This is a genomic window from Marinobacter sp. M3C, assembly GCF_023311895.1.
Lineage (GTDB): Bacteria > Pseudomonadota > Gammaproteobacteria > Pseudomonadales > Oleiphilaceae > Marinobacter.
Window position 1 is genome coordinate 2823718 of record NZ_CP092284.1, and the last position, 17993, is coordinate 2841710.

At 53.7% G+C, this 17993-nt stretch carries 12 protein-coding genes and 1 pseudogene; 3 read left to right on the forward strand and 10 right to left on the reverse strand.

Features of this window, described 5'->3' with window-relative positions; genetic code table 11:
• Positions 1-275 precede the first annotated feature (275 nt).
• From MIH18_RS13295 to MIH18_RS13305, 3 genes are read left to right on the forward strand one after another with little or no spacing between them, the layout of a single operon-like run.
• Positions 276-1274, forward strand: coding sequence for an HlyD family efflux transporter periplasmic adaptor subunit (locus tag MIH18_RS13295; RefSeq protein WP_249006971.1), 999 nt, complete (start codon positions 276-278; stop codon positions 1272-1274).
• Positions 1267-4080 carry a ribosome-associated ATPase/putative transporter RbbA gene (rbbA, locus tag MIH18_RS13300; protein ID WP_249006972.1) on the forward strand — a complete coding sequence of 938 codons (2814 nt, stop codon included), beginning with the start codon at positions 1267-1269 and terminating at the stop codon, positions 4078-4080. Before MIH18_RS13295 ends, rbbA begins: the two co-directional genes overlap by 8 nt.
• Before the next feature lie 2 nt (positions 4081-4082).
• Positions 4083-5201, forward strand: coding sequence for an ABC transporter permease (locus tag MIH18_RS13305; RefSeq protein ID WP_249009070.1), 1119 nt, complete (start codon positions 4083-4085; stop codon positions 5199-5201).
• A 275-nt stretch (positions 5202-5476) separates the two neighbouring features.
• Here MIH18_RS13305 and MIH18_RS13310 read toward each other — a convergent pair whose 3' ends face one another.
• From MIH18_RS13310 to hsdR, 10 genes and pseudogenes are all read right to left on the reverse strand, one after another.
• Positions 5477-5884 carry a hypothetical protein gene (locus MIH18_RS13310; RefSeq protein ID WP_249006973.1) on the reverse strand — a complete coding sequence of 136 codons (408 nt, stop codon included), beginning with the start codon at positions 5882-5884 and terminating at the stop codon, positions 5477-5479.
• A complete protein-coding gene (locus tag MIH18_RS13315) occupies positions 5881-6582 on the reverse strand; it encodes a DUF433 domain-containing protein (protein ID WP_249006974.1) in 702 nt (233 codons plus the stop codon). The genes MIH18_RS13310 and MIH18_RS13315 overlap by 4 nt, the downstream gene beginning before the upstream one ends.
• Positions 6583-6968: 386 nt before the next feature.
• Positions 6969-7460, reverse strand: coding sequence for a DUF4411 family protein (locus MIH18_RS13320; RefSeq protein WP_249006975.1), 492 nt, complete (start codon positions 7458-7460; stop codon positions 6969-6971).
• A complete protein-coding gene (locus MIH18_RS13325) occupies positions 7457-8596 on the reverse strand; it encodes an XRE family transcriptional regulator (protein WP_249012592.1) in 1140 nt (379 codons plus the stop codon). Before MIH18_RS13325 ends, MIH18_RS13320 begins: the two co-directional genes overlap by 4 nt.
• A 213-nt stretch (positions 8597-8809) precedes the next feature.
• Positions 8810-10288 carry a restriction endonuclease subunit S gene (locus MIH18_RS13330; protein ID WP_249006977.1) on the reverse strand — a complete coding sequence of 493 codons (1479 nt, stop codon included), beginning with the start codon at positions 10286-10288 and terminating at the stop codon, positions 8810-8812.
• Positions 10288-11917 (reverse strand): annotated as a pseudogene (locus tag MIH18_RS13335) (N-6 DNA methylase). Before MIH18_RS13335 ends, MIH18_RS13330 begins: the two are co-directional and overlap by 1 nt.
• 72 nt (positions 11918-11989) lie before the next feature.
• Positions 11990-12526 (reverse strand): hypothetical protein, encoded by a 537-nt coding sequence (locus tag MIH18_RS13340; RefSeq protein ID WP_249012593.1) that lies wholly within the window; start codon positions 12524-12526, stop codon positions 11990-11992.
• Positions 12527-12530: 4 nt separating this feature from the next.
• The gene (locus tag MIH18_RS13345) at positions 12531-13715 is read right to left on the reverse strand and encodes an ATP-binding protein (RefSeq protein WP_249006980.1); all 1185 of its coding nucleotides are present in this window, start codon (positions 13713-13715) and stop codon (positions 12531-12533) included.
• Between the two features lie 102 nt (positions 13716-13817).
• The gene (locus tag MIH18_RS13350; protein WP_249012594.1) at positions 13818-14924 is read right to left on the reverse strand and encodes a protein adenylyltransferase Fic; all 1107 of its coding nucleotides are present in this window, start codon (positions 14922-14924) and stop codon (positions 13818-13820) included.
• 147 nt (positions 14925-15071) lie between these two features.
• Positions 15072-17972, reverse strand: coding sequence for a type I restriction-modification system endonuclease (gene hsdR, locus MIH18_RS13355; RefSeq protein ID WP_349293789.1), 2901 nt, complete (start codon positions 17970-17972; stop codon positions 15072-15074).
• Positions 17973-17993 lie beyond the last annotated feature (21 nt).

A 17993-nucleotide genomic window follows, 5' to 3' on the forward strand; every position in this document is an offset into this window, starting at 1 on the left:
TCGAGTAAAGTGGAGGCCGGACGCTTCAGGTTTTTTTTACGGGGTTCATCAACCGTATCGTATCCGTCTTTCACTATAGTATGGATCGCGCCAAATCTTCATTTTAGAATAAGTATATAGCCATAGTATTGAACGAGATCAATAGTGACTGAAGCGGTTAGCCCAGGCATGTCCCTCGCTTTTGACGCGTGTCACTCACGTCACTAAAAGCCCCGCTATACTGATGTTAGCTTCGTTATAGTTGAACTAATTCAATTTTTTACCGGGGACGATCTATGCCTGGCTCAAGCTCTAAAGTCCGCTCGAGACTGATAATAACTCTGGCGGTTATTGCCGTGCTCGCCCTTGTCGCCTGGTACGTCGTACCAGAGAAAAACGCTCTTGCTGAGCATATCGCTTCGGGCAATGGCCGCATAGAAGCTACCCAGGTTGATATTGCCACCCGCATTCCTGGTCGCCTGCTGACCTTTTTTGCGGCCGAGGGCGATCTGATTGATGCCGGCAGCCCGGTGGCCGAAATGGACACGGCTGAAATTCAAGCCACCCTGGCCGCCGCTCAAGCCAACTTAAGCCAGGCGGTTCAGGCCGAGCGCCTGGCCGATGCCATTGTGGCCCAGCGGGAAAGTGAACGGCGCCTGGCCCGGGCCGAGCTCGGGCGGTTTGAATCTCTGGTTGCCAAGGGCCATGTGTCCCGCGAACAGTTGGACCGCGCCCGCACCACCGCAGAGACTGCAGACGCCGCATTGCAGGCGTCAAAGGCTCAGGTATTGTCAGCTCAAGCTGGCATCAACGCTGCTAAGGCCAACATCCACAAAATTGAAACCACCATTGATGACAGCCACCTGAATAGCCCGGTAGGTGGCCGCGTGCTGTATCGGCTGGCTGAACCGGGTGAAGTGCTGCCGGCTGGCGGAAAAGTGGCCACGGTGCTGGACGTAACCGACGTGTACCTCACCATTTTTCTGCCCACCACCCAGGCTGGCAAAGTGCGGGTGGGCTCCGAAGCCCGCATTGTTCTGGATGCCCTGCCCGATTTTGTCGTGCCGGCTGAGGTAAGCTTTGTGGCCGCAGAGGCCCAGTTCACGCCCAAGGCGGTGGAAACCCGCACCGAGCGCGAGAAATTGATGTTCCGGGTGCGCATTCGAATCAACCCCGAACTGCTAGACGCCTATCGCGATCGGGTGAAAACCGGCGTGCCGGGTGTTGCCTATGTTCGTCTGAATGAAAGCTTGCCTTGGCCAGAACAGCTGCAAGTAATGCTTCCTAATGGATAGGCTTCCCAGCGGCAGTTCTCTAGTCGCCAAGAAAGCTGCCAAAACCGTTGCCCAGACAAGTGCCAACCCGAGCGAAAAGGCGGTTGTGGCCCGGCTGACATCGGTAAACCACCAATACGGCACCCGCCATGCCTTGCGGGATATGAGCCTGGACCTGCCAGCCGGTTGCATGGTCGGGTTGATTGGCCCGGACGGTGTTGGCAAGTCTACCCTGCTGGGTTTGGTGGCAGGCGCCCGCCAGTTGCAGCAAGGCCAGCTTGAGGTGCTGGGTGGCGATATGGCCGATTCGCACTTTCGAAGCCAGGTAGCCCCGTGCATTGCTTATATGCCCCAAGGGCTTGGCGGCAACCTCTACCACACCCTGACGGTCGACGAGAACATCGACTTTTTTGCCGACCTGTTCGGCTTGCGCGGAAAGGCCCGCGGCGAGCAGATTGACCGCCTGTTAGACGCCACCGGCCTGCTGGAATTCCGTGACCGGCCCGCCGGCAAACTGTCTGGCGGCATGAAGCAGAAGCTGGGCCTGTGCTGCGCTTTGATCCACAACCCGGACCTGTTGATTCTGGACGAACCCACCACCGGCGTAGACCCGTTATCCCGCAAGCGGTTTTGGGATTTGATTGATACCATTCGCAGCCAGCAAGCGGGTATGAGCGTGTTGGTGGCCACCGCCTATATGGAAGAAGCCGAGCGCTACGACTGGCTGGTGGCCATGGATGACGGCGCCATACTAGCCACCGGTTCGCCCCAGGAATTAAAGCAACAAACCAAAACAGACAATCTGGACGACGCCTTTATTGCGCTGCTGCCAAAAGAGCGCCAGGAAACCGGTGGCGATGCTGCGACTACGGCTTCGGCGAGCGCGGCAACCGATAACGCCGACGTGCCTGCCATTGAAGCCCACAATCTCACCCTGCGCTTTGGCGACTTCACCGCGGTAAAAGACGTTAGCTTCACCATCCCGAAAGGCGAAATATTTGGTTTTTTAGGCTCTAACGGCTGTGGCAAAACCACCACCATGAAAATGCTCACCGGGCTGCTAACGCCGTCCGAAGGCGAGGTGTTGCTGTTTGGCGCCACTCTGGATGCCAGAGACCTGAAAACCCGCCAGCGTGTGGGCTACATGTCGCAGTCTTTCTCGCTGTACAACGAGCTGACCGTGCGCCAGAACCTGGAGCTGCACGCCAAGCTATTTCACCTGCCAGCCGAACGCATTCAGCCCAGAATGGATGAATTGACCCAAGAATTTAGTTTAGAAGACGTTATGGACCGGTTTGCTGGTGACTTGCCCCTGGGCGTGCGCCAGCGGTTGTCGCTGGCAGTAGCCGTGGTGCATTCGCCGGAACTGCTAATTTTAGACGAGCCAACCTCCGGGGTAGACCCCGGCGCCCGCAACCGCTTTTGGCAGTTGCTGCTGCGCTTGTCCCGTGAAGACGGTGTGACTATTTTTATTTCCACCCACTTTATGAACGAGGGTGAGCGCTGCGACCGAATTTCACTGATGCACGCTGGCGAAGTACTGGCCTGCGACACCCCGGCCGCACTGGCAGAGCAAGCCGGGATAGACAATCTGGAAGCCGCGTTCATGCAAACTCTTGAAGCGGTGGACAAGGAACCCGTAAGCAGCAATAGTGGAAATGTGCTGGGCGAAGACGCTAGCGACCGGCCGCGCTATCGCCGTTTCAGTTTTCAGCGCCTGATGGCCTATGGCCGCCGCGAAACCCGCGAGCTGCTGCGTGACCCTATCCGCATGGCGTTTGCGTTCATTGGATCGGCCTTGCTGATGATGATTCTGGGTTACGGCATTACCCTAGACGTGGAAGATCTGACCTTCGCGGTGCTGGACCAAGACCAGACTCCGCAAAGCCGCGATTACATCACCGCCGTATCGGGTTCTCGCTACTTCTTAGAGCAACCACCGGTGGCCACCATGGCCGAGCTGGAACAGCGGATGAAATCTGGCGAACTCAGCCTGGTTCTGGCGATACCGCCGGGCTTTGGTAAAAACCTGAAACGCGGCCGGCCTACCGAAATCGCCGTGTGGGTAGACGGCGCCATGCCTTTTCGCGGTGAGACTATACTGGGGTATATACAGGGCCTTCATTTCAGCTATCTGAAAGATCTGGCCCAGCGCACCTACGGCAGTGTGCCGGCTTTTAGCCTGGTGACCGTTGAAGCCCGCTACCGCTATAACCAGGACTTCCGCAGCCTGGACGCCATGGTGCCGGCGGTAATCCCTATATTGCTGATTTTCATACCGGCCATTCTAATGGCGCTGGGCATAGTGCGGGAAAAAGAACTGGGTTCTATTACCAACCTGTATGTAACCCCGGTGAATCGGCTCGAATTTCTGCTCGGCAAACAACTGCCCTATATCGGCTTTAGCATGGTCAGCTACGCCAGCCTGGTGGTGCTGGCGATCTTTCTGTTTGACGTGCCCATCAAAGGCGGCGTGCTTACCCTGACTTTTGGTGCACTGTTGTTTGTCACCGCCACCACCGGCCTGGGCCAGGTGATTTCGGCGTTTGCGTCTACCCAGATTGCCGCGCTGGCGGCCACCGCGATCATCACCATACTGCCCACAGTGCAGTTCTCTGGCATGACCGAGCCGGTGTCTTCTCTAGACGGCGCCGCTGCAGTCATTGGCCAGTTCTGGCCGGCCACCTGGTTCCTGCAGATCAGTCGCGGCGTGTTTACCAAGGGCCTGACCCTGGTTGATATGCAACACGCTTTCCTGGTGCTGGCGGCGTTCATCCCGGTGCTTACCCTGATGTCCGTGCTGTTACTTCGTAAACAGGGGCGCTGATGATGGAAACTCTCGGCAATATCTGGAATCTGGGTGTAAAAGAGCTGCGCAGTATCTGGCACGACAAAGTACTGCTGGCGTTTGTATTAATGGCGTTTACCTTGATGGTTTACACCGCAGGCTCTGCCGGTTCGATGGAACTGCATAACGCGCCGGTTGCGGTGGTGGATGAAGACCAGAGTGCATTGGCTGGCCACATGATCGATTCCCTGCAACCGCCCTGGTTTATGCCACCGGACCAGATTCAGTATGGCCAGATTGACGAGGTTCTGGACAAAGGCAGCCACACGTTCGTTCTGGTGATTCCCGACGGTTTCGAGCGCGACATCCGCCAGGGCCGGGTGACCAGCGTACAGTTGAATATCGACGCTACCCGCATGACCCAGGCGTTCATTGGTTCGCGCTACATCGAACAGTTGCTGACCACCGAAGTGGCGGAATTTATGCGAACCGGCAGCGCCGGCGGTGCCCTGCCCATTAATCTGGTAACCAGGGTGAGCTTTAATCCCAATCTGGATGGCACCTGGTTTGGCGGAGTGATGGAGCTGACCAACATGATCACTATGATCAGCATAATACTGACCGGCGCCGCGCTGATTCGCGAACGCGAACACGGCACCGTGGAACACCTGATGGTCATGCCCATAACGCCGTTCGAAATCATGGTCGCAAAAGTGTGGGCCAACGCCCTGGTTGTGATGCTGGCGGCCGCTCTCTCGGTAACTCTGGTGATTCAGCAGATACTGGATGTGCCGGTGCAGGGTTCAATACTGTTGTTTATGTTCGGCACCCTGATTCATCTGTTTTCCACCACCGCCATCGGCATTTTGATTGGCACCGTGGCTCGCACCATGCCCCAGTTCGGCCTGCTGCTGATACTCACCATACTGCCCCTGCAAATGCTTTCTGGCGGCATAACTCCGCGGGAAAGCATGCCCGAACTGGTGCAGAACATTATGCTGGTGGCGCCCACCACTCACTTTGTAAGCCTGGCGCAAGCCATACTGTATCGGGGCGCGGGAATGGATGTGGTGTGGCCGCAAATGCTGGCTTTGGTCGGGATTGGGGTGGTATTTTTCAGTGTGGCGCTGGCGCTGTTCAGGCGGCACTTGGCGGTTTGAAAGGGCCGCACATACAGCGCTTGCACAGGCAATCGTTGGTTTTGATGTCCAGATTCTCCGGCGGGTCTACGGCTAAGCACCAGCAAGTAGAGGGCGCCCTGCCGGCCTTTATCGCGCAGTAAGCAAGCCCGCCACAGTTCGGGCAATCGTGTGTGCTTATCTGTTGGCGTATCTGATTCAGTGTTTCAGCGTAGGGCATTGTGCTTTCCTGCTGGTGTGGCTGTATTTTACGTTTTGGCAGAAAAAACCTTGATGCGGACAAGCACGGAGACGGATTAACCCTTAATCTGTTCAAATCGCCCGGGCGGCTGAAAGCGCCAAGGCACGCGAAGAGCAGCTCCACCGATTAAACGATCAGACTGGTCCATAATAGCCGGCCACCAACGAACCATCTGATACGCTTTTTCCCAGTAACGAACTTTGCTCCAATGTTTAGCGAGGCAAAATACCGTTAATCCTGCCCGGCGAAAAGCTTGTTTTTCCAGGTCGCTTTTTTTGAATTGGTCCTGAGAAACAACCACCCAACCACCCTCAGCCTTCAAAATATTGATCCACTCAATATCGGGGGTGTCGCGAGAGAATTTTTGGCTTAAATGAATAACTGTATGACCTTCAGGCTCGGACAGCTCATGAAGAGCTCTCGCTAGCGCCGGAGGCAGGTTGTTATCCAACAAAAACTTCAAACTGCAATCCTTTGCTCAAACTGAATGGCTGCCTCCACTTCAGCTACGGGCACTTCGTAAAGCGCCGCTACACGCCTTACATCCTGCTCCTCACCGTGCCAAGCGCTGACAATGGCATCGACTGTCATGCCGCTTCCAGTGAGAACAGGTTTGCCGAAATTGCGGGCTGGGTCCAATACCACACGATTATTGCGGCTGAGGGGGTACCAGCGTTGGGCTTTATCATTGTCGTAGTCAATGCCCCGGTAGAGAGAGGCATTAATAACTTGCTTGAAGGCGTACTGTTTTTTTACCAGATCCAGAAGGCTTTCATCGCCGGTTTCCTCCAGCACGGTGACAAAAATACTGCGACCATCGGTTTGGAAACGCTTGCAGGTAAACGGATAAGGCTGGTTGTACAGTTCTCGAGCGTGAGCGGAGGCCCGACGAATGGCCTGTAAACTGACGCCATGGCGCCGGAATGCATGCACAAAGCGAATTTCCAACAAGTCGTGAAAGCTCAATGCATGCTCCGCCTTGCCCTCAAGTTGCGGCTGCCAAAGACCCGCATATTGTTTACCATCAGACGTGTAGCCGAATAGCCAACGACGGATTTGCGCTGCGGGAATACCTGTATAGGCCGCCGCTTCCGCAGGAGTGTACAGCCCCACACCTAGCAGGTTCGACTCTAACTCATTAATAATATGATGTTTTCCCACAAGTCACCTGCGTGTAACGACGAGGCTAGATACCGCTTTAAATTCTAGCATATCGTGGCGTTGCTCTCAGAATTTCGTCAGCCAGTGCCGATATTAAAACTCGCATGAAGGCGCTTGCTAATGCGCACGATAGATCTCCGCAGTGTTTGATGCGTGAGGCGATTCCCCAATACGTTGAACGTGAATAAAAACGGGAGGCCTTCCGTCAGGATGGCTTGCGCACTTGTGAGGCGTATCAGGACACAGGGCTCCACGTGACGCAAAACGAGGCCAGTGTATGGCTGGTAAAACGTGCAGAGGACGATATACAAGAGATGCCTGAGTGCCACGTCTGATCCGGCCGCTTGGATGCCTTTGCATATTCAGCCCTACGCTCAAGAAACAACTTAGTTGCCCAGCACAAACCTGGCGTTCAGCTCGCGTAGAAATTGAAAAGTATTCACGCAAGGAACGCCAAACTGGCGACAGATATTAGGTACTTTTACTTTTCGGGCGTTCGGCGCGACTGCAGATTCGTGAGTGACCACTGCGGCGCCAATCACGCTGGCTTTGGCTATAATCCACGGGTCGCCCTTAGCAAGGAAGATATCCCTATTGCCAGAATTGTAATCACCCTGCATGACAGCTTGAACGATTGATGAAAAAGCAGCTTGGGTTGCTTCATCGTCATTACTAATAAAATGTGCTGGTCGCTCACGAACCCAATCAGCAAGTTCATCTTTGCCATCTCGTAGTTCTCGTCCAATCATATTCACGCTGGCGACCAAGCCCTGCTGAAACTGCTGATCCAGCCAATCCCAGTATGCCGGGCAAATATCCATGCCGTAGTACTGATTTTTCGCCTGTATGTAGGTATTCGCGTCCAGCAAATATCTCAAATGCCCAGCTCCTCAGCAAAGCGATGTATTTTTGCAGGCTGCATTCCGCCCAAAAGCTCGCCTGCATCGCGTAACAGCATTTGGCCGCTCAGCGCTTCGCTGACGACTGCGTGAGAGAATTGCCGGCTGATCTGTGCTTTATTAGTTTTATAGTAAGTGGGCCCACCACTGCTTTCCCGCCGTCGGTAAGCCGCTTTTTGCTCGGCTATATAGTGGCTGTATTCACCTTCGGAAATAAACCCAAGTGTTAGCGCCCTTCTGGCAAGTGTCCAGGTGCTGACGTGAAAGTGGGCTTCCAGTGCAGGCAGATTGTCTTCCCAGCGGCCCACATCCTGTTGCCAAAGGCGACAAAATTCGATTTTTGGCACTAAAAATTCAGCGGCAACCGCGTTACACAAAATTTCTTCCTGGCGGTGGGTATTGGGATTACCGTCAGAGATACCGGATTGGCCGATCCATATATGACAAAGCTCATGGATCAGCGTAAACAGGCGAGCGCCGAGGGCATCGCCGTGATTTATAAATATCACCGGAGCGTATTCGTCGACAATCGCAAAGCCTCTGAACTCATCCACGTTTAAAGGGCGTGTATGGTGGCGTAGATTACTTTGGCGGATCACCATAATGCCTATGGATTCAATGCGTCCGACCAGTTCGCGATAGTAATCGTCCCATTTACCGCGTGTTGGGTGTTCTGGTACGTCAAGTAAAGCGCGCATGTCCTGAACAATGGTATCAACGCTGTCACTGGCAGAGAATCGCCCTACCATTGGATTAGGTTCAGCAAATTGTTGTTGCAGGTAGTCCCGGTACCACTCCTGCCGTTGCAGCATCAGCTTGACCAAATCCAGCAGCTCGGCACTGGGGCGCTGCACGCCTTGTCCGCCGAGCGTTCGCAGGTCCGGAATCAGCAGCTCTTCCTGCGGTGGTTCCGCTAGAAACAAATAACCAAAAGGCACGTGAGCTTTGTCAGCGTAGCGCATGGCTTGGGCGAATGTGATGGCGCGCTGGCCAGACTCCCATTCTTGTAAACGCTCTTCAGTAACAGCGCATTTTCGGGCAAATTCAGGCACACCAACGCCGGAGCGCTTGCGCGCCCAAATCAGCATATCGGTATTGATGTATGCCGTAGACATTGTGCAGCCCTGATGTGTTTGGCGAAATTATAGACGCTATAGACACAACTCTACACTGCCACATGACTGGGATGCCAACGTGATCAAAATAGATGACCGTTACTCCCTTGACCTCTAAAACAGTCGCCCGCTCGGAATAACCATTTTCGTGACGCCACGAAGATGATCATCTACCGCTAAGCCCATGCGTTGGCCTGCAGGCGCCGCCCTATGTCACGACGATACTTTTTTGTGGGTTTTTTTTACAGGCTTAATAGCCGCCCGCTCCGCTTTGATTCTTTCCAGCAGCGCCTCTGCACTGTTGTCGCCGCTGATTAGCTCGGGGTTGTCTTTGCGCCATTGCTCGGTGAGTTCGCCGCGGAAGGCTTTGGCGAGGATAGATTGGGCCAGATTGTTGACCCGCGCCAGGGCGTTGTTGGCTTGTTTTTCGATGGTGTCGGCGTAGGCGAAGAGTTGTTCTACGTGGCGGACGATTTCTGTTTGTTCAGTAACTGTTGGCAATGGTATTGGCAAGGAGTTGCAGGCTGCTTTGTTAAGATAACTAATCGTTGTCGAGGTTGATCGTGCTTCGTAAAATGTTTTGTTCGCGCGAATGCAGTAAGCAAGATATTCTGGAAGGATATAATAACTTACTTCGAAAGCATGAAGTTGCTGATTTATAACACATGGTTCCGTTATGATAGCCGACAGCCCAAGACGACCAACACACGTCATCACAACGTGCTCTTCAGGTATTATTTTAGCTTTGGAATCAATAACCTCTTGGCTACTTAGTCCGAGTTCAACACCATTATAATCAATATGAACGTCACTTTCTTTAAAATGCTGCGTTAATAACCAATGGTAGCCACCGCTAAACGACTTTGGCTTATCTCGATTCGGTACTATACAGGCACAAAGCTCACCCACTCTGATAACTGGCCATGCTTCGATGTGATTAATGATGAGGTCCAGCTCGCCATTTGTGATCTGTGATGCTCGATCTGATTTGCGTCCAAAATTACCACATGTAAAACCTTCTTCGAATAACTTATCTGCAACTTTTTTGGTGTCAATTTTAACTGGACAGTTCGTAGCCCGCCATTCCTCCGTCAACCGCCCACTAACCGCCGCAGCTAGCACGGACTGGCGGAAGCGTTTGAGGATTTTTGGGATGTGTTCGAGGCGGGCTTTGGTGTTTTCCACTTGGGCCAGCAGGGTGTCGAGTTTGTCGGCGATAATTTTTTGTTCGACGAGGGGAACCAGTATAAATGGTGCCGCCAACCCATCTTTGGTGCCCAGTCTTGGCATATTTACGCCATAACTAACTTCATTAACATAAGTCAGGAAATCTTGGGTTTTGAGCCAATGGAATAGATACCGATTAAGTACGAATGGCTCAGCATCCAAAGGAATAATTTCCGTGGTACAAACGCCGGCACTATCGGCAACGACGACTTTATTCAGATAGGGGCGCAGTTTGCCATAGAGGATATTACCTTTCTCAAACCGATTTTTTGCGCTTTTGAATGGCCGCTCTTTGGCTGTTTTCCGGCTGACTATGCGAGAGCTTTCTTTTTCAACGTCCTCAAGCTCCAGAACCCAAGTGTTATCGCTCACATCTGCGAGTATGCACTTATGGGCTTTGCCATAGGGAACGACATTGCCAAGCTGTATTTGCAGCCATTCCTTGGGTAGCCCTAGTATTGCCATTACTTTACCTCGCCCAATACTTCATGAAGAAGTACCCGTGCCCCATCTGCCTCATCCCCAGCCCCCAACTCCCGCATCAATCCATCCAGTTCCCCCAGCGCTAGCACCAACTCACTCATCGCCTCTCCCGCCAGCACGCTCGGCTCCGGCAAATTCGCCGCGTACACACTGTCGCTGTCTTTCAGCCATGAAATGTCCAGCGAGTCGCCTTTGCTGTCGGTAATCCACTGGCGCGAAAAACAGCGCCAGCGGCTGTGCAACATGCGCTCGTTCACGCCGTGGTTTTCTTCGGTGGCTTTGGTTTCCGCTGGCAGTTCGATGTTGTCGGCGTGGAAGCTCCATTCGCCTTCTTGGCGCGGGCTTTGGCCGTTGGGGTCTTCGCCATAAACGGCTTCAAAGGGTTTCAGGTGCTGCTCGCCAAAAGGCGTTCGTTTGCCGAAGCTGGGCATGTTGGTGCGCAGGTCGTACACCCACACATTTTGGGTGCAGTTCTGTTCTTGATATTTGTCTGTGGCGCTGCCTTTGGTGAAAAACAACACATTGGTTTTCACGCCCTGGGCGTAAAAGATGCCGGTGGGCAGGCGCAGTATGGTGTGCAGATTGCACTTGTGCATCAGGTGCGCGGCGCACGTCGGCACCTACGCCGGCTTCAAACAGCACGTTGTCTGGCAATACAACCGCTGCACGGCCACCGGGCTTGAGATTGCGATATATGTGTTGAAGGAATACGAGTTGTTTATTGCTGGTTTTGTAAGTGAGGTCGTCACGGGTAATGCTGGCGTCGCCGCCTTTTGAGGTGCCAAACGGCGGGTTAGCCAGAATCACATCGGCTTTGGCCAAGCCCGAGCCTGTAAGGCCCAGAGCGTTGCCCAAGTGCACCACGCCTTCTTCGCTGCCCTCCAATCCGTGCAACAGGCAGTTCATCAGTGCCAGGCGGCGGGTGCCGGGCACCAGTTCTATGCCCACGTAGGCGCGGGTGGTCTGGAAGACTTTTTGTTGGTCGGTCAGATCGTACAGGTCGTCGGTTTGGTTTTTGATGTATTCGTGGGCGGTGGTCAGAAATCCTGCGGTGCCCGCGGCCGGGTCTTGGATGATTTCACCGTGCCTGGGTTTCAGGCAGCGCACCATGGAATTAATCAGCGCGCGGGGGGTGAAATACTGGCCGGCGCCGGATTTTGTTTCGTTGGCGTTTTTTTCCAGCAGGCCTTCGTAAAGGTCACCCAGGCCGTCTTTCTGGGCGCTGAACCAGTCGATCTGGTCCAGGGTTTTAATCATTTGTTCCAGGTGCCGGGGTTCGCGCAGTCGGGTTTGGGCATCGGCGTAGATGGCGCTGATGAGCGCGTCGTCATGCACCAGAGTGCCATCGCCGTCGCGGCCGGTGGACAGGCTAAGCAGGATGCGTTTGTAGTCGTTCAGCAGGTTAATGCCAGACTTACCGTTCAGGTCGCTCCAGCGGCAGCGTTCTGGCAGCGGGTGCTTTTTCAGGGTGCCGGCTTCGGTACTCTCGTGCACCATTTTCAGAAACAGCAATAACACCAGTTCGGTGACGTAATCGGAGTAGTTAATACCGTCGTCTTTTAAAACGTCGCAGAGGTTCCAGAGTTTCTGGACGATGCTGTTGTTGGTCATTGGAGCTCACTGTTTCAAGTTGGATCAGAAGTTAAATTAACGTGTCTGGTTATTTTGGTAAGGGGTGTTTATTCAGTTTGGTTCGTTAACCAGAGCCGTCTTCACAGACGTTACCGATTCATTGGATGTCTTTTCGAGAAGCGTTTTGGGGAAGAGTTGAGCATACGATTTACAGTCCGTATGGGGTCCGTTGAGAAGGGGGTGGAGCCTCCTTTTTAATGCCGTAGCGAGATCAATTCCGTCTACATTTTCACCCAAAACGTCCAGTAACGCGCCTTCCAGACAAACCGGTGCCCAGAGAATAATGCGGTAACCGTATTTTCTGGCTTTGTCGTAATCCTGTTGGCTGATCGGAATGTCTGAGTCCAGCAGAAAGAATCTGAGGTCAAAGGACCGGTGCTCATATTTTCTGGCGGCGTTGGTGATGATGTTGCCAGGTGAACCGCCGGATTGCTTTTCTATGGTTGGTTTTACGCCAGTATTGTCAGCCCGAAACTGTTGATCCATGTGTTTTATAAAGGCTTGATCGTCCGGCCCTTCCCCCACAATCAGCAGTGTGGTTTTGCTGGCTTGGCGATTCCGGTTTCGCAGTGTGCGTTTCCTTGCCATGGGGTCAAAGCTCCGGGGTGGCGCCAAGGGCCCCTGCCATATATTTTGCGTAAAGATTGTCGTCGGCGCGCAGTCCAGCCACGTCATCCAGACGCCAGGCTTCGCTGTTCTGATCGCGCTTTTCCACCAGATATACCTGATGTTTTTGCAGCAGGTTCAGCACTTCAGGCGTGTGGCAGGTGAAAATGAGTTGTGCCTGATGTGGGTTGCTGTGCTCAAACTCGAACCACTCAAGAAGGTGTGGAACCAAGTGTGGGTGTAGGTCGTTATCCAGCTCATCGATTACGGCAACTCCGCCATGCTGAAGAGTTTTCAGTATCGGGCCAAGTAACACAAAGGCGGACTGAGTCCCACTGGACTCTTCGAAGAATGGCAGCTCAAAGCTTTGCCCATTTTTAGTTTTGTGCACACCGAAGGGAACAAATATCTGCTCCTCATTGCCGTTGTCATCATGGCCTGTCAGCTTTCGTATTTCCACGTTGTTCAGGCCCAGGTCAAACTTGCTCATGGCAATGGACATCTGTTCGAGCAGCGCGGGCGCTTTCTGAAATTTTTCAGCGGCTTCTATGATGGCGCCATGCTGAAAAGGACGACGCCCTGAGCTAATAACATTCGATTCAATGGAGCTAAAAAATTCAATAAAGGGTTGTGCTTCGGATACGTCATAACTATGAGCGGCAGCTAACAGTGAGGCATTACCGCGCAGCTTTTCAGCCTGGGGTTTTGAAAAAGGAAAACCTTTCTGCTTGAAATTGTACCCATGCTCTGTTTTCTGACGTTTGAACAGATAGCTGAACTGGGAGCTGGTTTTTTCATACAGCGCTTCCGAAAGGACTTCTTTCTGGGTCAGCTCCAGTTGGTAGCGGTAATCGATACCTTTTAGCCTGAATTCCAGTTCAAAATAACTGGTTTTATCGCTGTGCAACCGGTGCGGCGCGAAAGGGATGGTGTGCTCCGGGGCTGACCCGAGAAAAGATTCAGATACAAACCAACGCAGAAATGCCAGTGGTTTAAGAAACTGGGTTTTGCCGGAACCGTTGGCCCCAACTACGGCAATGGCTTTGTTATAGCGTTCGTCTTCAACCGTTATGTCATAACCAGACGGGGTAGGCTTTTTGCCCAAACCAAAGTCTATGACTGTGTCATCAGCGAAGCTATAGAAGTTCCTGAAACTCAGATTATTTATCATATTTTCCTGAATTCAACATAATTTCGTTGATTCTGCGCTTTTGATTGGATTATATCAAGCGCGCATCGTTGTGGCATCAAGATGCTCCCAGCGTTGCTGAATTCAGTGGTAAGGCTGCAGTTCGTTGCTGTCGCTGGCCATCAGTTGCAGAAGGCGCGGGTTAAGAAACAGCTTCTCGTTGCCAGCCGTTTTTTCCTGTAACACGCCAATTTCAACGAGTTGTTTCAGGTAATTTGAGGCCGTTTGCCGTTTGGCAATGCCTTTATCAACAAGGTTGCTGATGCGGCAATAGGGCTGTTCGAAAATAGTCTGCACTAATTCGTGGCTATACAGCTTAGGCAACTGCTGTTTGACGTAATCCTCTGTTTGGGCGATCAGCCGTCGCATGGCCGCAATTTTGGCGCAGGTCCAAGTGGATACCTGCTCCACGCCCTTGAGCATGAAGATAATCCACTCCTGCCATTCTCCGGTGCGGGTAACCTGAGTCAGCAGGCGATAGTAATCGTTTTTGTGCTGAACGATGTAGCGGCTCAGGTAGAGAATGGGCAGTGTGAGTAGCTGCTGTTCGATCAGGTACAGCACATTGACGATGCGGCCTGTTCGTCCATTGCCATCGTGGAATGGGTGAATGGCTTCGAACTGGTAATGGCTGATGGCCATTTTGACCAGCGGATCCGTGTCATTGTCCGAATGCAGGTAGTTCTCCCAGTTGGTGAGCAGGTTGCGAATAACGGTCTCTCCAACGGGAGGAGTGTAGATGGTTTCACCGGTCGCCTGAGCACCAATAATGGTCCCGGGTGCTTTGCGAACATCCATGTCTACACCTTTCAGGGTGCTGCATATTTCAGTAGTGGTGCTTGAGCACAAGGGCCTCCGTTGAAGATGTATGAAGCCTTCGTAAAGTGCTTTTCGGTATCGGAGTGCCTCTTTTGTGGCGGGGTCGGCTCCTTGATCTTCCTGGGAATACTGAAACAGCTTATCGGTGGTGGTAACGATGCTCTCGATCTCGGAACTGTCTTTTGCTTCTAGCAGTGACAGCAGATTTACAAGCAGCGATTGATTCGAAATAAGTTCCCCGGCCTGTTTAAGTTCAGCCAGAGCGGCCCGGGCAGGAATGCAGGCTTTTAAGATACTGAGAGTCTCCGTTGCTTCTTCGGCAGGAGGAAGAGGAGGTAACTGATTGTTAGGCAGATCCGTTCGCCAGAACATGTTCAAATTCCTTGAAAATTTCGACATAGATATGCGTTTTTGGCAGTCTATGTTTATGCGGTAAACATAGCAATTATCTATGTCGAAAAAAGCGCAAGAAATCGACACAGATTGCCGACATGTCGATGTTATATAAACACAGCCCTGTTATGCCGTGCGCTCCGGCCACATGGCGTCATTCAACTCCTCCAGCACCACGTCCAGCTGATCCCCCAGTACTTTGTCCATGCGTTTGGCGCCGCCGTCTTCGGCGAAGCGGTTGTTGACGAAGTCGCGGTCAATGATCACTTCGTGCACCAGTTGTTTGGCCAGGCGGTCCAGCCATTTGCGCTGGGCGGGGGTCCAGCTGTGGCGGGTGTAGATGTTGTCTATGGCGTGTGCCACGCGCTGTTCGAAGGGAATCAGCGCCTCGCCCAGGGCGGCACGGCGGATGTGGCCGATAATGCTGGCGGCTATGTCTTTGTTGGTCTGTTTGCGCACGGCGCTTTGCAGGTGGGCTTCGGAGTAGCCGTGGTTGTCTAGCAGCAGTTTTACTTCGCGCAGCTGCTGACGGGTGAGGTCGCGGGGTTTGTTGACGATTACGGACAGGGCCGCTGACTGGTTGAGTTGTTTGCTGATGAACTGGCTGAACTCGTCCAGGTAGTCTTCGGGGCGTTTGTGGGTGCCGTAGGTTTGGTTGCGCTCGCGGATTTCGTCTTCGTGGTGTGACAGCACCGGCATGTGTTCGCTGCCCTCCAGCATTTTCACTTCGGTTAACTGGTTTAGCAGGCCGTTGTGCTGGTTAATAAACTGCGCGGCCTGGCGCGGGCCGAGTTGTTTCAGGTGTTGGTGCAAAGATTTGGGTTCTACGCCCCAGAGCTGGTGCAGGTCGTCCAGTTTCTGTTTCAAAGCCGGGCGGTTTTCGGCTTTTTTGTCGGCTTTGCGCAGCACACGCATCAGTTTCTGGCTGAGCTGGCTTAACACCACGTCGGCCTGGGTTTCGCCTTTTTGCTCGCCAGGGCTATGCATCGCGGTTTCCAGTTTCTGCGGGTCGGTCAGCTCATCCGCAAGCTGTTCCAGGGTAATGTCGGGATTTTTCACCAAGGGCTTCATGGTGCTGACGTCTTGCAGTGCAGCGTAGATGTCCACCGGGTCGTAAATGCGGAACACCATCTGTTCGTACAGGATGCGCGAGCGCACCCAGCGCATAAACACCAGATTGCAGATTGTTGGCACGTCTATGCCGGTGGTCAGCAGGTCTACGGTAATGGCGATAGACGGATAACGTTCGTTTTTATAACGGCGAATTAGCTGATCCACTTTGTCGCTTTTGCCGGTGATTTTGGCCACCGCAGCTTGGTGGTAATCGCCGTTGTAGAGCTCTTTGAATGCGTCATCCAGCAGGCGTTTCACCATATCGGCGTGCAGGTCGGTGGCGCAGAAAATCAGGGTTTTCTCGTCGCCGAAGGGGTCCAGCTCCTGCGCCAGCTGCTCGCAAATCACCCGGTTGAAGTTCTCGTTGATCACTCGGCGGTTAAAGGCGTCTACCTCGAAATTCAACTCGTCTTCCAGTTCGGTGGTGTCCACTTCGCCGGTCTGGGTGTTGATGACCTCCACCGGTTTGCCTTTTTCAAAGTGGATGCCGTTCTGGGTCAGTAGGGTTTCGTAGCGGATAGGTGGTTCGTGGTCTATCAGCCAGTCGTCGGCCACGGCTTCGCGGTAGGAATAGGTGTAAACGGGTTTGCCGAAAATGTCGCTGGTGTGTTTGGCCGGGGTTGCGGTCAGTGCGATTTTCACCGCGTCAAAATAGTCCAGCACGCGGCGGTAGCTGGAAATGTACTGGCTGGCGTCGCGGGTGGCCAGTTCGCCTTCGGTCATTTCCTGATCGAGTGTGTAACCGCGGTGGGCTTCGTCGATGATAATGCAGTCGAACTGGTCAATGGGCGGCGGCTGGTCACTCATAAAAATGCGCTTCACCATGGCCTGCACGGTGGCGACCTGAATGCGGGTTTCGGCCTCGGCCGCCATATCGCCCAGTTCGGCAACGTTGTAGATTTTGCTGAGGGTGTGGTTTTGTTCCAGCGGTGCTTCGTTGAAGGCGTCTATGGCTTGCTGGCCCAGGGCGCTGCGGTCCACCAGAAACAGAATGCGGTGGAAGCGTTCGGCTTTCAGGAAGCGGTACATCAGGCCAATAACGGTGCGGGTTTTTCCGGTGCCGGTGGCCATGGCCAGTAATGCAGAGCGCACGCCTTGGCTTAGCGCGTTTTCTGTCGCGATTATGGCTTTCTGCTGGTAGCCACGAAGTTTCAGGTAGCCGAAGGGCTCGGTTTTCAGCTGTTGTTCGGCCTGTTCCCGGTCGCGCTCCAATAAATCCAGCAGGCCGCCTGGCGTGTGAAATTTTGGCAGTGCACGGCGGGTGTTGCTGGGGTGGCGCGTATCGCGAAACCAGGTGCCACACTGCTCGGCCAGCTGCGGGATATGGGGCCGGCCGTTGCAGGAGTAAACAAAAGGCACTATGTAATGGCCGTCGTCTTCGCTGGGCCAGGCAACAGTGCGGCCGGTCAGCGCCCAGGCGCCAATCAGCGTCAGTTCTACTTTAAAGCCTTTGCTGTAGCGCTCGGCTTGGCGAATTTTGCCGGCAACGTTGGTGTTTTCTTTTTTTGCTTCAACCACGGCGATCGGCGTCAGGCCGGCGAACAGCACGTAATCGGCCCTGCCCTTGGCGCCTTGATGGCGGGTGGGCCATTCGGCGATGGCGCGGTTTACGCCAGGTTCCGGGCGCGTGCCTTTTTGGTGGGTGAGCTCCTGGCTGTCGGCTTGCCAGCCGGCTTCGTTCAGTTGTTGGTCTATTAGGATGCGGGTGAGTTCTTCGCTTAACACCAAGGTGTCGCTGGCGGCCTTTGTTTGCTTGGCCACGTGTTGGCGCTGCTGTTTGGCGCTGTTTTCACCTTGATTGGCAAGTTGCAGCTGCAGGGCGTGGATTTTTTGCTCGTATGTCTGTTGCTGCTGTTTTAGTGCGTGTTCGTGGCCCTGAGCCTGTTCCGCCAGGCCGCGGGATTCTTCATCCATCGCCAGCGCTAGCGCTTCGTA

Coding starts and splice junctions, on each gene's coding strand:
- MIH18_RS13295 (WP_249006971.1), top strand. CDS start 276: ATGCCTGGCTCAAGCTCTAAAGTCCGCTCGAGACTGATAATAACTCTG.
- rbbA (WP_249006972.1), top strand. CDS start 1,267: ATGGATAGGCTTCCCAGCGGCAGTTCTCTAGTCGCCAAGAAAGCTGCC.
- MIH18_RS13305 (WP_249009070.1), top strand. CDS start 4,083: ATGGAAACTCTCGGCAATATCTGGAATCTGGGTGTAAAAGAGCTGCGC.
- MIH18_RS13325 (WP_249012592.1), bottom strand. CDS start 8,596: ATGTCTACGGCATACATCAATACCGATATGCTGATTTGGGCGCGCAAG.
- MIH18_RS13330 (WP_249006977.1), bottom strand. CDS start 10,288: ATGGCAATACTAGGGCTACCCAAGGAATGGCTGCAAATACAGCTTGGC.
- MIH18_RS13340 (WP_249012593.1), bottom strand. CDS start 12,526: ATGGCAAGGAAACGCACACTGCGAAACCGGAATCGCCAAGCCAGCAAA.
- MIH18_RS13345 (WP_249006980.1), bottom strand. CDS start 13,715: ATGATAAATAATCTGAGTTTCAGGAACTTCTATAGCTTCGCTGATGAC.
- MIH18_RS13350 (WP_249012594.1), bottom strand. CDS start 14,924: ATGTTCTGGCGAACGGATCTGCCTAACAATCAGTTACCTCCTCTTCCT.
- hsdR (WP_349293789.1), bottom strand. CDS start 17,972: ATGGATGAAGAATCCCGCGGCCTGGCGGAACAGGCTCAGGGCCACGAA.